Annotated in this window: 18 protein-coding genes and 1 pseudogene; 9 read left to right on the top strand and 10 right to left on the bottom strand. The window is 72.7% G+C overall.

The genetic code is table 11. The features are described 5' to 3' along the window. A pseudogene (locus ACFZDK_RS23150) lies at nucleotides 1-861 on the bottom strand (hypothetical protein); the annotation flags it as partial. A 177-nt stretch (nucleotides 862-1,038) separates the two neighbouring features. Here ACFZDK_RS23150 and ACFZDK_RS23145 point away from each other — a divergent pair. The 3 genes from ACFZDK_RS23145 (at nucleotide 1,039) to ACFZDK_RS23135 (ending at nucleotide 3,335) form a co-directional block, all read left to right on the top strand. Further along, nucleotides 1,039-1,776: a GPP34 family phosphoprotein gene (locus ACFZDK_RS23145; protein ID WP_359206960.1), complete on the top strand. Its 738-nt coding sequence runs from the start codon at nucleotides 1,039-1,041 to the stop codon at nucleotides 1,774-1,776. Nucleotides 1,777-2,073: 297 nt separating this feature from the next. Next, nucleotides 2,074-2,931 (top strand): Scr1 family TA system antitoxin-like transcriptional regulator, encoded by an 858-nt coding sequence (locus tag ACFZDK_RS23140; protein WP_390975140.1) that lies wholly within the window; start codon nucleotides 2,074-2,076, stop codon nucleotides 2,929-2,931. A gap of 212 nt (nucleotides 2,932-3,143) precedes the next feature. Beyond that, nucleotides 3,144-3,335, top strand: a complete 192-nt coding sequence (locus ACFZDK_RS23135) for a DUF397 domain-containing protein (RefSeq protein ID WP_390975139.1) — start codon at nucleotides 3,144-3,146, stop codon at nucleotides 3,333-3,335. A 117-nt stretch (nucleotides 3,336-3,452) separates the two neighbouring features. Here the strand turns inward: ACFZDK_RS23135 and ACFZDK_RS23130 are convergent, their stop codons facing one another. From ACFZDK_RS23130 to ACFZDK_RS23120, 3 genes are all read right to left on the bottom strand, one after another. Next, on the bottom strand, nucleotides 3,453-4,337 hold the full coding sequence (locus ACFZDK_RS23130; protein ID WP_390975138.1) for a MerR family transcriptional regulator: 885 nt from the start codon (nucleotides 4,335-4,337) through the stop codon (nucleotides 3,453-3,455). Nucleotides 4,338-4,405: 68 nt separating this feature from the next. Continuing rightward, nucleotides 4,406-4,912 carry a glutathione peroxidase gene (locus tag ACFZDK_RS23125; protein ID WP_390975137.1) on the bottom strand — a complete coding sequence of 169 codons (507 nt, stop codon included), beginning with the start codon at nucleotides 4,910-4,912 and terminating at the stop codon, nucleotides 4,406-4,408. 9 nt (nucleotides 4,913-4,921) lie between these two features. Next, nucleotides 4,922-5,905: an ArsR/SmtB family transcription factor gene (locus ACFZDK_RS23120; RefSeq protein WP_390975134.1), complete on the bottom strand. Its 984-nt coding sequence runs from the start codon at nucleotides 5,903-5,905 to the stop codon at nucleotides 4,922-4,924. Nucleotides 5,906-6,005: 100 nt separating this feature from the next. Between ACFZDK_RS23120 and ACFZDK_RS23115 the strand changes: the two genes are divergently transcribed. Then, nucleotides 6,006-7,205: an MFS transporter gene (locus ACFZDK_RS23115; RefSeq protein ID WP_390975132.1), complete on the top strand. Its 1,200-nt coding sequence runs from the start codon at nucleotides 6,006-6,008 to the stop codon at nucleotides 7,203-7,205. Here the strand turns inward: ACFZDK_RS23115 and ACFZDK_RS23110 are convergent. Both ACFZDK_RS23110 and ACFZDK_RS23105 read right to left on the bottom strand, forming a co-directional pair. Beyond that, nucleotides 7,147-8,085, bottom strand: a complete 939-nt coding sequence (locus ACFZDK_RS23110; protein ID WP_390975131.1) for an SPFH domain-containing protein — start codon at nucleotides 8,083-8,085, stop codon at nucleotides 7,147-7,149. The two genes, ACFZDK_RS23115 and ACFZDK_RS23110, sit on opposite strands and share 59 nt — an antisense overlap. Before the next feature lie 122 nt (nucleotides 8,086-8,207). After that, complete coding sequence (locus tag ACFZDK_RS23105; RefSeq protein ID WP_390975130.1) at nucleotides 8,208-8,405, bottom strand: hypothetical protein; 198 nt, start codon at nucleotides 8,403-8,405, stop codon at nucleotides 8,208-8,210. On the opposite strand from ACFZDK_RS23105, the gene ACFZDK_RS23100 reads away from it, so the two are divergent. Both ACFZDK_RS23100 and ACFZDK_RS23095 read left to right on the top strand, forming a co-directional pair. Next, nucleotides 8,313-8,924 carry a LysR substrate-binding domain-containing protein gene (locus ACFZDK_RS23100; RefSeq protein WP_390975890.1) on the top strand — a complete coding sequence of 204 codons (612 nt, stop codon included), beginning with the start codon at nucleotides 8,313-8,315 and terminating at the stop codon, nucleotides 8,922-8,924. The two genes, ACFZDK_RS23105 and ACFZDK_RS23100, sit on opposite strands and share 93 nt — an antisense overlap. Nucleotides 8,925-9,074: 150 nt before the next feature. After that, on the top strand, nucleotides 9,075-10,490 hold the full coding sequence (locus ACFZDK_RS23095) for an XdhC family protein (protein WP_390975128.1): 1,416 nt from the start codon (nucleotides 9,075-9,077) through the stop codon (nucleotides 10,488-10,490). A gap of 6 nt (nucleotides 10,491-10,496) precedes the next feature. On the opposite strand, the gene ACFZDK_RS23090 is transcribed toward ACFZDK_RS23095, so the two are convergent. The 3 genes from ACFZDK_RS23090 to ACFZDK_RS23080 form a co-directional block, all read right to left on the bottom strand. After that, nucleotides 10,497-10,919: a TOBE domain-containing protein gene (locus tag ACFZDK_RS23090; RefSeq protein ID WP_390975126.1), complete on the bottom strand. Its 423-nt coding sequence runs from the start codon at nucleotides 10,917-10,919 to the stop codon at nucleotides 10,497-10,499. Nucleotides 10,920-11,116: 197 nt separating this feature from the next. After that, nucleotides 11,117-12,325: an SPFH domain-containing protein gene (locus tag ACFZDK_RS23085; protein WP_390975125.1), complete on the bottom strand. Its 1,209-nt coding sequence runs from the start codon at nucleotides 12,323-12,325 to the stop codon at nucleotides 11,117-11,119. A gap of 13 nt (nucleotides 12,326-12,338) precedes the next feature. Next, nucleotides 12,339-12,590, bottom strand: a complete 252-nt coding sequence (locus ACFZDK_RS23080) for a hypothetical protein (RefSeq protein ID WP_390975123.1) — start codon at nucleotides 12,588-12,590, stop codon at nucleotides 12,339-12,341. 196 nt (nucleotides 12,591-12,786) lie between these two features. Between ACFZDK_RS23080 and ACFZDK_RS23075 the strand changes: the two genes are divergently transcribed. Beyond that, nucleotides 12,787-13,449 carry a GNAT family N-acetyltransferase gene (locus ACFZDK_RS23075; protein WP_390975122.1) on the top strand — a complete coding sequence of 221 codons (663 nt, stop codon included), beginning with the start codon at nucleotides 12,787-12,789 and terminating at the stop codon, nucleotides 13,447-13,449. Here ACFZDK_RS23075 and ACFZDK_RS23070 read toward each other — a convergent pair. Continuing rightward, the gene (locus ACFZDK_RS23070) at nucleotides 13,446-13,742 is read right to left on the bottom strand and encodes a hypothetical protein (RefSeq protein WP_390975120.1); all 297 of its coding nucleotides are present in this window, start codon (nucleotides 13,740-13,742) and stop codon (nucleotides 13,446-13,448) included. The two genes, ACFZDK_RS23075 and ACFZDK_RS23070, sit on opposite strands and share 4 nt — an antisense overlap. A 185-nt stretch (nucleotides 13,743-13,927) precedes the next feature. Between ACFZDK_RS23070 and ACFZDK_RS23065 the strand changes: the two genes are divergently transcribed. After that, nucleotides 13,928-14,905: an ABC transporter substrate-binding protein gene (locus ACFZDK_RS23065; protein WP_390975118.1), complete on the top strand. Its 978-nt coding sequence runs from the start codon at nucleotides 13,928-13,930 to the stop codon at nucleotides 14,903-14,905. Next, complete coding sequence (locus ACFZDK_RS23060) at nucleotides 14,902-15,702, top strand: ABC transporter permease subunit (protein WP_390975117.1); 801 nt, start codon at nucleotides 14,902-14,904, stop codon at nucleotides 15,700-15,702. The genes ACFZDK_RS23065 and ACFZDK_RS23060 overlap by 4 nt, the downstream gene beginning before the upstream one ends. Nucleotides 15,703-15,753: the final 51 nt, after the last annotated feature.

Genomic DNA, 15,753 nt, shown 5'->3' with positions numbered 1-15,753 from the left:
CTTGGCGTCTTCCGGTTCGGCGGTCGCCGCCTGCGGCTTGTCCTCGGGTTCGGTGTGGGCCGTCGCCTCGTCCTCGGGGCGGGTGTCCTCGGGCTCCGCCACGGCCGACCGCTCGTCCCCGGGATTCGCGTCCGCCGGTTCCCCGGTCGCGGCCTTCGGCTCGTCCACGGGCGCGGCGTCCTTGCGTCCGGCGTCGGCCTTCGGGCCGTCCTCGGGCTCGGCCGCGTTCGTCGCCTTGGTCACGGGGTTGGCGTCCTCGGGCTCGGCGTCGGCCTGTGCCTCGGCGTCGGGCTTGGCGTCCTCGGGCTCGGCGGTCGTCGACTTCGGCTTGTCGTCGGGGCGGGTGTCCGCAGGGTCGGTCGTGGTCTTCGGGGTGTTCTCGGCTGAAGTGGCCTTGTTCGGCCGGGCCTTGGGGTCGGCGTCCGTCGGCTTCGGGGTGGACTCGGTGTGCGCCGCTGTCGTCGACCCGGGCGCCGTGTCGGGCCTGTCGGCGTTCTCCGCCGCCTCCGGGGTCTCCTCGTGCCGCTCGGCGGTCTCAGGGCCCTCCTCGGGCTCCGTGGCCGCCTCGCCGGTGCCCGCGTCGGTCACGGGCTCCCCGTCCTCCGGCTCGCCCGTGCGGACCCACGCCGCCACCGCCTCGCGGAGCTTCGTGTCGTCCTCACCGCCCGGCTTCGGGTTCCGTACCGAGAAGATCCGGGTCGCGGTGTCCACGCCGCCGGCCGTCTCCTTCCCGGCGGCCACCGCCAGTCGCGGGTCGCGTGCTTCGGGAACCGAATCCGCGCTCCCCGACGTCGGTTCTGCCGACGACTCGCGCTGCTTCGACCTGTCGGGGGACTCGCCCGCCACCGATGCCTCCTCCACGCTTCGCACGTTGCCGTGCGTTGTCCGAACCATGTACCAGTGTCCTGTGTGCGGGCTTAGCCCCTGCGGTAGACGAGAACGACATACCTTCCGGTTCCCTTACAAACCGGTCACGCACCCTCGACAGACCAATGTGAGAGGGGTCACCCTGTCATTCATCCACGCGGGGAGGCATGGATGGGCAGGAGCCGCAGAACACTTCCGGAGGAGCTTCTGCTGCTGGCACTGGACCCGGCCACGGGTACCACTGCACAGCCGCAGTCGCTCGACCTCGGTCTGGCCGGAGCACAGCTAGTGGAGCTGGCGCTGGCCGGACGGATAGCCCCAGACGGGGATCGTATCGCCGTGGTGCAGCCACGGCCGACTGGAGATCCGACTTTGGACTGCGCGTTGGAGTTGCTGCGAAGGCGTGGCGCTCCCGTGCGGGCAGTGCACTGGATCGGCGGACCCCGGCTGGGGCTCCGTCAGGTCTACCTCACGCATCTCGAACGCTGCGGCATGGTCGCCGCCGTGGCGGGCCAGATGTGCGGGGTGCTGCCGACCACTCGCTACCAGGCGACGGACAACGCCGTCACCCGGGAGATCCGTGGCCGGCTGGATTCGGCGATCCGCACCGGTGTACCGCCGGACCCGCGGACCGCCGCGCTCGCCGCCCTGGCCCACGCGGTCGGTCTCGGCAAGCACCTGTACCCGGGCAACGAGGGACGGTCCTCTCGCTCCCGGTTGCGGGACCTGATCCGGCACGACCCGATGGGCGGGCTCGTGGCCCACGCCGTCATGGACGTGCAGAACGGCGCGGTCGCCCAGCCACGGCGGCAGGCCGGACCAGGCGCCAGGCCCGGTGCGCCGGAACCCGCCCGCGGTGTTCCGATGCAGCCGCGCCGGGGCGCGATGGCGCGCGCCGTGGTGCACTGAGCCGCAGTTCCACGGCAGCGACGGAGAACGACGGGCAGCAACACGGCACACCTGAGACCCGGTTCGGGAGCCGCTGGTCCGAGCGGGGCGGTGAGGCGTACGCAGTACGCGCCTCGCCGCCCCGCTCGGCTGTCTGCGCATCCCTGTTCCCGGCCGCATCCGGAATGTGCCCGAACTGACGCGTACGCGCCGCATATCCACTGTTTCCCAGCGGTAGGAACCACCTTGGTGGCAGTCTGCTCAACAGCAGATACGCAAAGTGGTAGTTACAGGCAGGCAGCCGGAGGTGCACGTCCCGTGGCGTCCAATGTCAATCCCACCGTCAGGCGACGCCGGCTGGGCCAGGAGCTGCGCAGGCTCCGTGAGCTCAAGGGCATGACGGCGGAGGAAGTGGCGGAGCGGTTGCTCGTTTCGCAGTCGAAGATCAGCAGGCTGGAGAACGGGCGCCGGAGCATCAGCCAGCGCGACGTCCGCGACCTGTGCGGGGTGTACGAGGTCGAGGACCAGCGGGTCGTCGACTCCCTGATGGAGATGGCCAGGGATTCGCGCCAGCAAGGCTGGTGGCACGCGTTCGGCGACATCCCGTACAGCGTCTACATCGGCCTGGAGACGGACGCCGAGTCGCTGCGGGTGTACGAACCCCAGCTGGTGACCGGGCTGTTGCAGACCCGGGCGTACGCCGAGGCGCTGGTGCAGGGCGCGTTGCCGGAGACCTCCGCCGCCGACATCGAGAAGCGGGTCCAGGTGCGGCTGCGCCGACAGGAACGTATCACCGCAGGACAGAACCCCCTTCGCCTCTGGGTGGTGCTCGACGAGGCCGCCCTGCGCCGGCTGGTCGGCAACCGGCTCGTGATGCGCGAGCAGCTGGAGTACCTCATCGAGATGTCCCAGCAGCCGCACATCACCGTGCAGGTGCTGCCCTTCGAGGTGGGCGCGCATCCCGGCCTCAACGGCCAGTACGCGATCCTGGAGTTCGCCGACGCGGCCGACTCCAGCGTCGTCTACCTGGAGGGCGTGACCAGCGACCTCTACCTGGAGAAGGCCCACGACGTGCAGAAGTACGCCGTGATGTACGAGCACCTGCGGGCCCAGTCGCTGAACGTCGAGCAGTCCCGGCAGTTCATCGCCGACGCGGCCAAGGAGTACGCCCGCTGAGCCCTCCGGGAGCCCTCCCGGACGGTGGGCGCCGGATCTTACACCGGCGTAACGCTCCCATGGAAGGCTCCCCTGGAATATGCCATCCGGTCGAGTGAACGAGTGCTCCAGGCGGGGGAGTTGGCTAGTAGCGTCGATCACGCCAACCGGTCAGAAGGTTGGCGTGAATGGCACTACAGCAAGCACCACAGCAACTCGCTACAGGAGTGGACATGGCACTGCTTCAGGGCGCCACGGAGACGTGGACGAAGTCCTCCTATTCCGCAGGGAACGGGGCGTGCGTCGAGGTCAAGTCGCCGACGACCGCGGGACTCGCCGTACGCGACTCCAAGGTCGAGGAGGGCCCGGCCCTCGCGTTCCCGGCCGGCGCGTGGAACGCCTTTGTGACCTCGGTCAAGGCGTAGGGGGCATTCGCTGACCCTCCGCTCGCGCTCCCGACTACGACAACTGCACAAGCATCACCCACAGAGCCCTCTCGACCAGCCCGCCGTCCTTGCCGAGGGGGCTCGGCTTGTGCCCGGTCACCGGACGGGGAACGCCACATCGCAGACCGGGTCCTCGGGCCCGGCCGCGTCCCAGTCCGCGAAGTAGACCTCCCGGCACGGGCCGTCGTACTCCAGACCGTCCTGCCCGGCCACCCAGTGCTCCACCGCCTCGAAGGCCGCCAGGATCTGCGGATGCGCCACCTGGGCCTTGCCGATCCGCGTGTACGCCAGCGTGCGCGCCGGCTCGACCCGCACCTTCGTCTCCCAGGCCCGCCCGTGCCGCTCCACCCAGGCCCGGGCCGCCGCCTGGTCCGACACCGGGACGCAGGCCTCCGCAGGGCCGTCGCTCTCCATGGACACCTCGGAGTGGTAGACGACGAACGGCGCCCCCGTCACACCCCCGCACTCCCGGGCCGCCGCCTCCAGCCGGCCCAGCGAGGCCCCGATCCAGGCGGGCAGCTCGTCCGCCAGCGTGTGCCGGGTCTCGGTGATCACCACCTGTGCCGGCACCCGCGCCGTCTCCACCACGAACGTCTCGTACATCTCCGTACTCCTCCCGGACAGCCGTCCACGGAGGTATGCGGCGAGCGTCCGCTGCCCGGCGAGCCGCGCCTCGACGTCCGCCCAGTAGCCGCTCAGCAGCCCGGCGGCGGTGTCACCGTCCGCCGTCTCCACCGCCCTGACCACCTCGGCGATCCGCGCCAGCGGCATGTCCAGCTGGCGCAGCAGCGCCACCAGCCGGGCGCGCTCCGCCTGGCCGGCCCGGTAGTACCGGTAGCCGGACGCCTCGTCGACGTGTGCCGGGGCCAGCAGCCCGAGGCGGTCGTACAGGCGCAGTGCCTTCGCCGAGAGCCGGGACCGGGCGGCGAACGCGCCGATGGTGAGCAGTTCCTCGTCGTCCACGGCCACATCCTCCGTCACCGGGCGGATCCTTTCCGCCCGGTGACCAGGAGGCTCGGCCCTGCCCCGGGGGCAAGGTCAAGGAGGGCTCAGGCGAGGGCGGCCTCCACCGCGGCCACGACCTCCGCCGACTCCGGCTCGGCCTGCGGCGAGAACCGGGCGACGACCTGCCCGTCCCGGCCGACCAGGAACTTCTCGAAGTTCCAGCGGATGTCCCCGGTGTGCCCCTCGGCGTCGGCGAACCCGACCAGCCGGTCGTAGAGCGGGTGCCGGCCCTCGCCGTTCACCTCGACCTTCTCGGTCATCGGGAAGGTCACGCCGTACGTCGCCGAGCAGAACTCGGCGATCTCCTCGGCGCTGCCGGGCTCCTGCCCCATGAACTGGTTGCAGGGCACCCCGAGCACGGTGAAGCCCTGCGCCGCGTACCGCTCCTGGAGCCGCTCCAGGCCGCTGTACTGCGGGGTCAGGCCGCACTTGGAGGCCACGTTGACAATGAGGACGGCCTTGCCGCCGTAGCCCGCGAGGCCGGCGGAGCCGCCCTGCAGGGCATCGATCTCGACATCGAGCACGGACCCGTTGTTCTCAGTAGTCGTCATAAGCGGATGCTAACTCCGCTCAGCGACGGCCCGGTTTCCGGCCTCCACAAGGGCGTCCCCGGCCGCCGTCCGCGAGTACAGCACCGACCGGCCGGCCCGGCGCCGCTCCGCCAGACCGGCGTCGAGGAGCACCTTCAGGTGCCGGCCGACCGAGCCGAGGCCCTGGCCGGTCACCGCGGTCAGCTGGGTGGTGCTCAGGGGGGTCTCCAGCAGCACCAGCACGCCGGCGCGTGCGCCGCCGAGGAGCGCGGTCAGGGCGGCCGGGACGCTCCGGGCGGCCGGGTCCGAGAGGGCGCCGGCGCAGGGGTAGACCAGGGCGTAGCGGTCCGGCTCCTCCCAGGAGACCCAGCCGGACTTGGGGGTGACGGGTACGAGGAGGAGGTCGGCGCCGGAGATCTCGCGGGGCGGGTACTCGTGCAGGTTCACCTGAAGCCGGTTGGCGCCGAGCCAGCGGGTCCGTCCCGGCCGTACCGAGTCCAGCACCTCGGCCCAGCCGCCCCGGCTGACCTGCGCGGTACGGGCGACCACGTCCGCCTCCAGGATCCGCCGCCGGCGGTCCCAGGACGGCCGTACGGCCGTCTCCCACACGTAGGTCAGCAGGTCGGCCGCGCGGTCGGGCAGGTCGTCCCGGTCCAGGGCGCCGGGGAGCGGGCCGGCCAGGGCGACCCGGAGGTGCGCGCGGGCCGCGTCGGGGCGGGCGGCCCGCACCCGCGCGATGCCCTCCCCGGCGCTCTCGCCGTCCCGGGGGGTGGGGGTGAGGAAGTCGGCGGTCCACACCCGGCCGAGACCGGCGCGGACGAGCGCGGCGGTGACGGGGTCGGCGGCGAGCCGCGCCCGGTAGCCGGGCAGGTGCGCGTCCAGCCAGGCCCGCTCACCGGGGTGTGCGGCGGTGCCGCCGTGCAGCAGCCGCAGGCTCGCGAAGGTCTCGGCGAAGGGGGAGAGCACGAACCGGCTGCGGGCGAGCGTGTCCGCGTTCAGCTGCCACCAGCCCAAGAGGGTCTCCTTCTCGGGAGAGGTTCTCCTGGTCGTGAGAACCTTTCGCGTCCGCGCGAAACAATAACGCCGGCGCCGGGCTCCCTTGAGACTCCCCGTCATGCCCACCACCCGTTACCGGACCCTGTTCCGCACGCCCGAGTTCACCCCGCTCTTCCTCGCTGCCGCCGCCCACAACGCGGGCGGTACCGTCGGCGGCCTCGCCCTCGGCACGCTCGTCTACCGCTCCACCGGCTCACCCCTGCTCTCGGCGCTGAGCATGTTCGGGCCCTCGCTGGCCCAGGTGCTGGGCGCGACCTTCCTGCTGTCCGGCGCGGACCGGCTGCCCCCGCGCACCACCCTCGCCGCGATCTCGCTCGTCTTCGCCGTCGCCACCGCGGGCCTGGCCCTGCCCGGCCTCCCGGCCGGCGCGCTGCTCGCCGTCGTCCTCCTGCTGGGCCTGGTCGCCGCGCTCGGCGGCGGGGTCCGCTGGGGGCTGCTGAACGAGATCCTCGCCAAGGACGGCTATCTGCCCGGGCGTTCGCTGTTCAACATGGCGAGCGGGCTGGTGCAGATCGCCGGTTACGCCACCGGCGGCGCCCTGCTCGCCGCCGTCTCCCCGCGCGTCTGCCTGCTGCTCGCGGCCGGCCTCTACCTGACGGCCGCGCTCGCCCTGCGCCTCGGCCTGACCGCCCGCCCGCCGCGCGCCGCCGGCCGCCCCTCCGTCGCGGCGACCTGGCGCACCAACGCCCTGCTGTGGTCCTCGCGCCCGCGCCGGCTCACCTATCTCGGCCTGTGGGTGCCCAACGGCCTGATCGTCGGCTGCGAGTCGCTGTACGTGTCGTACGCCCCCGGCTCGGCGGGCACCCTCTTCGCCTGCGCGGCCCTCGGCATGCTCGCCGGGGACGTGACCGTCGGCCGGCTGCTCCCGCCCGCCGTCCGCACCCGGACGGCCACCCCGCTGCTCCTGCTGCTGGCCACGCCGTACCTGCTCTTCGCCCTGCACCCGCCGCTCGGGCTCGCCGCCGGCTGTGCCGCCGTCGCCTCCGTCGGGTTCGGCGCGAGCCTGGTCCAGCAGGAGCGGCTGATGCGGCTGACCCCCGACGAACTCAGCGGCCACGCCCTCGGGTTGCACTCGGCCGGGATGCTGACCATGCAGGGCGTGGGCGCCGCGCTGGCGGGTTCGGCGGCTCAACTCACCTCGCCCGCCCGCGCGATGACGCTCCTCGCGGGGGCGTCGCTCGCCGTGACGCTGGCGCTGGCTACGGCCGCTCGACGGGAGCGGACGGCTCCTGCGGCTCCGGTTCCCGCGGCGCGGTGAGTTCCGGCGCCGGCGTGAACTTGTCGGCGACGGAGGCGATCTGCTCGATCCCGGCCCTGAGCGCGGCCTGCCCCTCCGGGCCGTCCAGCTCCCGCTCGTTCTTCTCGACCTCCTGGTCGAGCCGCTTGGCCGCCCGGTCGAAGTAGCGCAGCATCTCGACCGGGAAGGGCATCACGAGCGTGGAGTTCTTCTCGGCGGCGACCTCGACGACGGTCTGCAGCAGCCGCAGCTGCATCGCCTCGGGGGTGTCGGACATGATCCTGGAGGCGTTGGCGAGCTGCTGCGCGGCCTGGAACTCGCCGTCCGCGGTGATGACCCGGGCCCGCCGCTCCCGCTCGGCCTCGGCCTGCCGGGACATGGACCGCTTCAGCGACTCCGGGAGCTGTACGTCCTTGATCTCGACGCGGTCGATGTGGATGCCCCACTCCGCGGCCGGGCTGTCGATCATCAGGGCGAGGCCCTCGTGCAGCCGCTCACGGTCGGTCAGCAGGTCGTCCAGGTCGCTCTTGCCGATGATGGACCGCAGGGAGGACTGGGCGACCTGCCCGACGGCGAAGACGTAGTCCTGCACCTCGATGGCGGCCCGCACCGGGTCGGTCACCCGGAAGTAGACGACGGCGTCGACCTTCACCGACACGTTGTCCTTGGTGATGCCCTCCTGAGTGGGTACCGGCATGGTGACCACCTGCACGTTCATCTTGCGCATCCGGTCGACGAAGGGGATGAGGAAGGTGATCCCCGGGCGCCGGAAATCCGGCTGCGCCCTGCCCAGGCGGAACACGACCCCGCGCTCCACCTGGTTGACCACCCGCATCCCGCTGCGCAGCACGAGCAGGGCCAGCACGACGGCCAGTACGCCCCCTACAACGGCGCCGTCCATGGGCACACACTCCATTCTCGACGTGATCCGGACAAGATTCCGGACAAGGAGGAGGACACCGGCCGGGCCCGCCCGGATGCGGGTGCCCGCGTCAGGAGTGCGTAAAGAAAGCGCGCCGCGCCCTACGGGGAAGCGGAGCCGCCGGTTTTCGGGGCGGTCAGGGAACGGCCGCCGTCGCCGCCGCCAAGGCCGAGTTCGCGGCCCGCTCCGGGCTGCTCACCGGGAACCTGGCGCTGGGCGCCGCCGACGGCGTCGAACACAGCGGCCTGCCCGCACAGCTCGGCGCGTTCCACCGGCAGTACCCCGGGGTGAGCGTGCACCTCGTCGACGGCACCAGCGCCAGCCTGGTCCCGCAGGTACGGCAGGGCTCCCTGGACGCGGCGTTCGTCGCCGTACCGCCCGGGGGCCTCGACCCGGGCTTCGGGCACCGGGTCCTGGTCCGCGACGAGATCGTCGCCGTCGTGGCCGCGGACCGCCCGCAGGCCCGGCGGCCCACCCTGACCCTGGCCGAGCTGGCCGGCACCCCGCTGATCGCCTACGGCCCCGACAGCGGCCTGCGCCCCCATCTGCTCGCGGCCTTCGCCGAGGCGGGCGAGCCCTTCCGGCCGGCCTACGCCACCAACCACGTGGCCCTGCAGATCGAACTGGTCGCCGCGGGCGTCGGCATCGCCCTGGCGGCGGCCGCGGCCCGCTGCCTCACCGGCGACCCCCGGGTCACGGCGGTACCGCTCACCCCCCGCATCCCGTACGCCAAGGCCCTCATCTGGCGAGCCGGGTCCCACACCTCGGCACCGCTCCGGGCACTGCTGTCGCTGCCGACGGCCGCGTCCGGCAGCTGAGGGGGCTGAGGGGAGGGCTGAGGAGGGCCGGGGGCGCCGCCGCCCGTACGCCGGGCCGTCTCCCTACACTCGGTCCCACAAGACCGTTGCCGGCCAGGTGGATGCCGGTGGCCGCGCGAGCGGGCGTCCGGAGCGAGGAGGGCGAGGGCGATGCGTGAGCTGGCGGAGATCGCACGCCGGTGGACGGCGGAGGGCCGCGGTGCGGTGCTCGCCCGTCCGCTCACCGAGCAGGGCTTCGGCCCGCGCCGACCGGCGGACGCGCTGCTGGTCGACGAGGACGGCACCTGCCACGGCACCCTCTATCGCGGGGCGTTCGACACGCGGCTGGCCGACGCGGCGGCCCGGATGCCGGCCGGGCGGACCGCCCTCGTGTGCGAGGTGTCCGTCCACGGCGAAGAGGTGAAGGAGGCCCGTCTGACCTGCGGCGGGCAGGCCGAGATCCTGCTCCAGCCGCTGTCCGCCGTCCCCGCCGGCTGGTGGGACCTGCTGGCCGAGGGCGCCGACGCCGCACTCGTCACCCACCTCGACACGACCCGGACCCGAGCCACCAGCACGGTCGTCGGCCCCACCCGCACGGAAGCCGCCGGCCCGCCGCGGGGCGCCGCTTCGCCGCGGGCCGTTGCGACGCCGGAGGGGGCTGCTTCGCCGGAGGGTGCTGCGACGCCGGGGGGTGCCGTCCTGTGGGAGGGGGCTGCTTCGTCGCGGGCCGTCGTGACGCCGGAGGGGGCTGCTTCGCCGGGGGGTGCTGCGACGCCGGGGGGTGCCGTCCTGTCGGAGGGGGCTGCTTCGCCGCGGGCCGTTGCGACGCCGGAGGGCGTTGCGACGCCGGAGGGCGTTGCGACGCCGGAGGGCGCTGCGACGCCGGAGGGCGCTGCGACGCCGGAGGGGGCTGCTTCGTCGCGGGCCGTCGTGACGCCGGAGGGGGCTGCTTCGATGGAGGGTGCTGCGACGCCGGGGGGTGCCGTCCTGTCGGAGGGGGCTGCTTCGTCGCGGGCCGTCGCTTCGCCGCAGGGTGCCGCTTCGCCGCAAACCCCCGAACAGGCCGCCCGGCAGCTGCTCGCCCGGCACCGGGCCGGGCGTGAGGTCCGGTACACCGACGCGGGTCTCGTGCTGATCGAGACCTGCCCCGCCGTCCCGCACCTGGTGATCGTCGGAGGGGGCGAACTCGCCGAACTCCTCGTCGCCCAGGCCCGGGTGCTGGGCTGGCAGGCGACCGTCACCGACTCCGCCCCGGACGCCCGCGCCCTGCTCACCACCCGTCCGGCCGCCTGCCTGATCGTCCTCAGTCATGAACCGGACGTCGACGTCCCCGTCCTGCACACCGCGCTGACGGCGGACGTCGGTTACGTCGGAGCGCTGGGTTCACGCCGTACCCAGGCCCGCCGCGCCGAGGCCCTCACGGCGGCCGGTCTCGACGCCACGCACCTCGCGCGCGTCCACGGCCCGATCGGCCTCGACCTGGGCGCCCGCACCCCCGCCGAGACGGCCCTGGCCGTCTGCGCGGAGGTGCTCGTGGCGCTCGGCGGACGGGGGCGCGAGGACGACGGCCGACCGGCCGACGCCTGACCGGACTCAGGCGGTCGCGAGGGCCACCTCGGTCGCCTTGACCAGCGCCACGACCGGCGAACCGGCCGTGAGGCCAAGCTCGGTGACCGCGTCCTTGGTGATCGCCGCGGTGAGGTGCTGACCTCCGTCGACGTCGACCTTGACCGTGGCCATGGCCCCGCCGGTGGCGACCTCGCTGACCGTGCCCGGCAGCTGGTTGCGGATGGACACCCCGGCCAGGCGGCCGGTGGCGAGCGCGACCTCGGTGGACTTCACCATGGCCCGCACGGCCGACCCCTCGGCGAGCCCCAGGTCCCTCACCGCCTCCAGGGTGATCGCGGCGGTGAGCTCCTGACCGCCGTCGAGACGCACCTTCACGGTCGCCATCACCTCCCCGGGGGCGACGGCGGTGACGGTGCCGGGAATCTGATTGCGGATGCTCAGGCTCATGACGGAACGCCTCACGGGGAAGGGGGCGAATTGGCAGCTTTTGTGCTGATCGTGTGCCCACAACCTAGCCGCTTCGGCGACGGTCGGTGCGCTCCCCGTGGCATCCGCCACCTGCGCCGTCGCCCGCCCCTGGCAGATCGGAGAACCCGTTGCCGAGCGGGGCCCCTCCGAGGGGGCCCCGCCGGCGCATCGGTGTCCTAGTCGACGTCCACCGGACCGTCGTCGTTCGGCTTCCGGCCCTTGCTGGTGGGCAGCTGGAGCAGGCCGCCGCCGCCCGCGCCACTCTCCGCGGGACGCCCGCCGTCGGGGCGCTGGCCGTCGGAGTCCGCGCCGCTCAGGTTCTGCCGGACCGAGTCGAGGATCGTCAGGCCCTGGGAGACCAGGCCGGCGGCGATCTCGCCGAGGCCGTCGGCGCCGTTGAGGACGTTGACGTTGGCGCCGGCTAGGCCACCGGCGGCCTCCTTGACGATCTGCGGGAGCTGGTCGATCAGCATCCGGTCGAGCGCGACCCGGTCGTACGAGGCCGCCGCCTCCGCCTGGATCTTCATCCGCTGCGCCTCGGCCGCCGCGAGGATCCTGACCCGCTCCGCCTCCGCCTCGGCGGGCCGCACGACCTCGGCGACCAGCTGCTCCTGGCGCAGCTTGGCCTGGCGCTGGGCCAGCTCCGTCTGGGCGGCCAGCACCTCCTGCTGGGCGTGCGCCTGCGCCAGCGGTCCGGCCTGCCCGGCCTGCGCCTGGGCGCGGTCCACCTCGGCGGAGTACTCGGCCCTGACGATCGCGGTCTGCCGGGCGTACTCGGCCTGCTTGCGGGCCGCCGCCTGCTCCGCCTCGGCCGAGGCCTGGGTGGCCTGGGCCTGGGCGATCTGGGCCTGCCGCTGGATGGCCGCCTTGTGCGGGGCGGACATGGCGTCGATGTAGCCGGTGTCGCCGTCGTCGATGGACTGGATCTGCAGCGAGTCGACGATCAGGCCGATCTTCGCCATCTCCGTCTTCGAGGTGTCCAGCACCTCCGCGGCGAGCTTCTGCCGCTCGGTGACGATCTCCTCGACGGTCATCGAGCCGATGATGGCCCGCAGGTGACCGGCGAAGATCCGGCCGGTGAGCACCGACATCTGCTCCTGGTCGGAGAGGAAGCGCTGACCGGCGTTGATGATGCTCTCGTGGTCGTTGCCGACCTTGAAGGCGATGACCGCGCGGACGTGCAGCGCGATGCCCTGTCTGGTCACACAGGTCTCGGTGACCTCGGACTCGCACATGGACAGGGTGAGGAACCGGACCTTCCGGAAGACCGGCAGCACGAACTTCCCGTGCCCCGTGACCACTCGGAACGGCGCGCCCCCCAGTCCCCGCCTGCCCCCCGAGATCAGCATCGCCTCGTCGGGAGCGGGTACGCGGTATCCGAACATTTCCTGTTACTCCTCAGCCGGCCTCGGCGGCATCCCCGCCGAGCGCGTCCAATGGATCCGCCCATTCGATGACGCCGATCTCGCGGCATCCCCGTGATTCGATCACGAGCACCGTGGCACCCACGGGCAGGGGCTCCTCCGACCAGGCGAGAAACGTTTCGGAACCGCCTCTGACCTTTACCAGGACTTCGCCGGGGCCGCCGGAACCGCGCGTTCCGATGAGCACCTTCCCCACGCAGCCGATCACGGCCTCGTCCTGCGGCATCACCGGCCGTCCTCCTCGTCCTGGCCCCATGATTCCGACGATAAACCCAGTCGGCCCGGGACCCAACGGCCAGGACACCACGGACCGCATCGCACGGGCGGCGCATTAGACTCCGCCCCGGTTTCACCAAGGGGGGCACGTGTTCTGGTCACGGAGGCGTCGAGGGCGAGGGGCACCCAGACTCCCGCTGCCCGGCGTGTGCGGGCATCGCCGGCACACCCTGCGCACGGCGCGGCTGCTGCTCTACTCGCCGGAATCATGGCTGGACCTGGCGGCCGCCCTGGCCGCCGCCTCGGACCCCGAGGCCCAGCACTGGCTCGGGTGGGAGGAGGAGAGAGTCCTCGGCGAACAGGCCCGCGAGGCCCTGCTGGCGCTGCGCCCGGGCGACACCGATGCCCTCCGGTCGTCCGCCCGGATCCACCGCCTGCTGGCCCACCCCATCGAACCCGGCCCCGACATCGTGCCTCTGATCGGCGTGCGTACGGACGACGGCAGATACGCCGGGGTCATCGAGATGGATCCCGGCTCCGGGCAGGTGACCGGCTGGCTGGCTCCCCACGCTCGCGACCAGGCGTTCGCCGCGGAGCTGTTCGGGGCAGCCGCGCTGCTGGGCCATGCCCACCTGGGCCTTCGGACCGTCCGGGCGGCATACGACCCGAGGCACGCGGAGACCGCACAGGCGCTGTCGGCCGCGCGCTTCGTCCCCGACGACAGCCCGCCGCACCACACCCTGCCGAACGGCCGAGAGGTCGACATCCGCTGGGTACGGCACACCGCTCCCGCCCCGACGACCCGCTGCCGCGGCGCCGCCCCACCACCGGCCACCCGCACGGAGGCCGCCCCGGCCAACGAGCACTAGAACCCGGACCGGCCCGAGGACGAACCGCCGTCGCCGTCCGTCCCGTAGAACCGGCCCTGCTCGCACACGGCGTCGATCTCGGCGTTGTCCTCCTCGCTCAGCTGCGCATCGAGCGCGACGCCGATGACACGCCGGGCGTGCGCCAGCCGCCGGGCCACGTCCCAGTCCGCGACGAAGGCGCCGACGGTGAACTCGTCGGCGGTTCCGGACGCCTGACGGGATCCGATGCGATCGAGTGAGACAACGAACTCGTTCAGGTCCCGCAGCACCGCCACGACCTCACTGAGGGGCATACGGATCTCTCGGGAGGACATGTCCATCAGCCGATTCAACACCAGAGCGTGTACTCCTGCCCGCTTGCGCGGCTCCTCCTGCCCGCTTGCGCGGCTCCTCCGCGCTCGGTTCGTATTTCTCCAATGACCCCGAAATCCGCACCGTATTTGTAGCGATCATGACAAATACGGGTAGGCATGCCGACATGCCTTCACAGCGATTACATCGATCACGATCGGGAACCAAACGCCTCGCCGCGCTCGTCGCCGCCGCGGCGCTGATCCTGGTGGGCTGTGACAGCGGCGGCACGCCGCACTCCGCCGACGGCCGACAGCAGTTGACCGTGGCTGCGCTGCCGCTCACCGACTCCGCCGCCCTCTATCTGGCCCGGGACCGCGGGCTGTTCGCCAAGGAGGGGCTGGACGTGCGCATCCAGCCCGTGCAGCAGAGCATCCAGGCGCTGCCCGCACTGCTCAAGGGCCAGGTGGACGTCATCGCGAGTGCGAACTACGTCACCTACCTCCAGGCGTACGAGAAGGGCACCCTGGACCTGCGCATCCTCGCCGAGGGGGTGCGGATCGCCCCGCACATGATGGATGTCCTCGTGGCCAAGGACTCCGCCCTGAAGTCGCCCGCGGACCTCGCCGGCAAGAAGGTCGCCGTCGCCGTCCTGAACAACATCCAGTCCCTGACCCTGAACGCGATCCTCGACGCCCGGCACGCCGGCCGGCCCGTCTACCGGCAGATCCTGTTCCCGCAGATGGGCCCCGCCCTGCAGCGGGGCCAGGTGGACGCCGTCCACGCGGTCGAGCCCTTCGACACGGCCATCCAGGGCGAGTTGGGCGCGCGGGTGCTGCTCGACGGCGGTTCGGGACCGGCGAAGGGCCTGCCCGCCAGCGGGTACGTCACCACGGCCGCCTTCGTGAAGAAGAACCCGAAGGCGGCGGCGGGCTTCCGGCGTGCCGTCGAAGCGGCGTCCGCGCTGGCCGCCGAGGACCCGGCGGTCGTACGCACCGAACTGCCCAAGTACGCCAAGGTGACGGCGGACCAGGCCAAGTCGATCCACCTGCCGGTCTATCCGACGACCGCCGATCCGTCCGCCCTGCGCCGGCTCGTCCGGCTCATGCGCGCCCAGGGACTGCTCGGCAAGGACATCGACCCGGCACCCCTACTGGTGACATGACCCGGCGCCAGGAGTTGCTGCTGGGAGTGCTCGGCGCGGCGGCGGCCTTCGGGATCTGTGAGGCGGTGGCCCGGGCCGGGATCGTCCGGCGCAGCTATCTGCCGCCCGCGTCCGAAGTCCTCGTGCGCGCCGTCCGGTTGGCGGGGGACCCGGCCTTTCTCGACGGGGTCGGGGTGACCGTGCGGGCGTGGGCACTCGGCCTCGGGCTCGCCTGCGCGGTCGCCGTACCCCTGGGGCTGCTGCTGGGCACGGTGCCGGTGATGGAGGCCGCCGCGCGCGCCGTGATCGAGTTCCTGCGGCCCCTGCCGTCCGTCGCGCTCATCCCCCTGGTGTCGCTGCTGCTCGGGTCCGGCACCCGGACGGAGGTCACGCTGATCGCGTATGCCTCGCTGTGGCCGGTGCTGTTCAACACCGTCTACGGCCTCGGTGAGACCGACCCGCTGGCCAGGGACACCCTGCGCGCCTTCGGGTTCGGCCGGCTCGCGGTGCTGCTGCGCGTGGAACTGCCGGCCACCGCCCCGTTCATCGCCGCCGGCGTGCGGATCTCGGCCGCGGTCGCCCTGATCCTCGCCGTCGCGACGGAGATCCTCTCCGGCTTCGGCCAGGGCCTCGGCATCTTCATCGCCCAGGCCCAGACCGCGACCCACGGCACGCGGGACGTGCTGGCCGGGGTGGTGTGGGCGGGCGGCCTCGGGCTGGTGATCAACGGCGTACTGGTCGGCGCGGAGCGGCGGTTGTTCGCCTGGGCACAGGAACCCCGCCCGGCGGCCGCGACGTTGCAGCGGAGCGGCCCATGACACAGCCACAGCCGCAGCGAGAGCCACAGTCACAGGGGGAGCCGCAGCCGC

Origin of the sequence: Streptomyces sp. NPDC007901 (assembly GCF_042959465.1) — a bacterium.
Lineage (GTDB): Bacteria > Actinomycetota > Actinomycetes > Streptomycetales > Streptomycetaceae > Streptomyces.
This window is presented reverse-complemented; position numbering and strand designations above follow the sequence as displayed.

Excerpts from the sequence above, each read along its gene's own strand:
- ACFZDK_RS23065 (WP_390975118.1), top strand. The coding sequence starts at position 13,928 with ATGCCTTCACAGCGATTACATCGATCACGATCGGGAACCAAACGCCTC.
- ACFZDK_RS23090 (WP_390975126.1), bottom strand. The coding sequence starts at position 10,919 with ATGAGCCTGAGCATCCGCAATCAGATTCCCGGCACCGTCACCGCCGTC.
- ACFZDK_RS23125 (WP_390975137.1), bottom strand. The coding sequence starts at position 4,912 with ATGACGACTACTGAGAACAACGGGTCCGTGCTCGATGTCGAGATCGAT.
- ACFZDK_RS23135 (WP_390975139.1), top strand. The coding sequence starts at position 3,144 with ATGGCACTGCTTCAGGGCGCCACGGAGACGTGGACGAAGTCCTCCTAT.
- ACFZDK_RS23110 (WP_390975131.1), bottom strand. The coding sequence starts at position 8,085 with ATGGACGGCGCCGTTGTAGGGGGCGTACTGGCCGTCGTGCTGGCCCTG.
- ACFZDK_RS23115 (WP_390975132.1), top strand. The coding sequence starts at position 6,006 with ATGCCCACCACCCGTTACCGGACCCTGTTCCGCACGCCCGAGTTCACC.
- ACFZDK_RS23080 (WP_390975123.1), bottom strand. The coding sequence starts at position 12,590 with ATGCCGCAGGACGAGGCCGTGATCGGCTGCGTGGGGAAGGTGCTCATC.
- ACFZDK_RS23085 (WP_390975125.1), bottom strand. The coding sequence starts at position 12,325 with ATGTTCGGATACCGCGTACCCGCTCCCGACGAGGCGATGCTGATCTCG.
- ACFZDK_RS23070 (WP_390975120.1), bottom strand. The coding sequence starts at position 13,742 with ATGCCCCTCAGTGAGGTCGTGGCGGTGCTGCGGGACCTGAACGAGTTC.
- ACFZDK_RS23095 (WP_390975128.1), top strand. The coding sequence starts at position 9,075 with ATGCGTGAGCTGGCGGAGATCGCACGCCGGTGGACGGCGGAGGGCCGC.
- ACFZDK_RS23145 (WP_359206960.1), top strand. The coding sequence starts at position 1,039 with ATGGGCAGGAGCCGCAGAACACTTCCGGAGGAGCTTCTGCTGCTGGCA.
- ACFZDK_RS23060 (WP_390975117.1), top strand. The coding sequence starts at position 14,902 with ATGACCCGGCGCCAGGAGTTGCTGCTGGGAGTGCTCGGCGCGGCGGCG.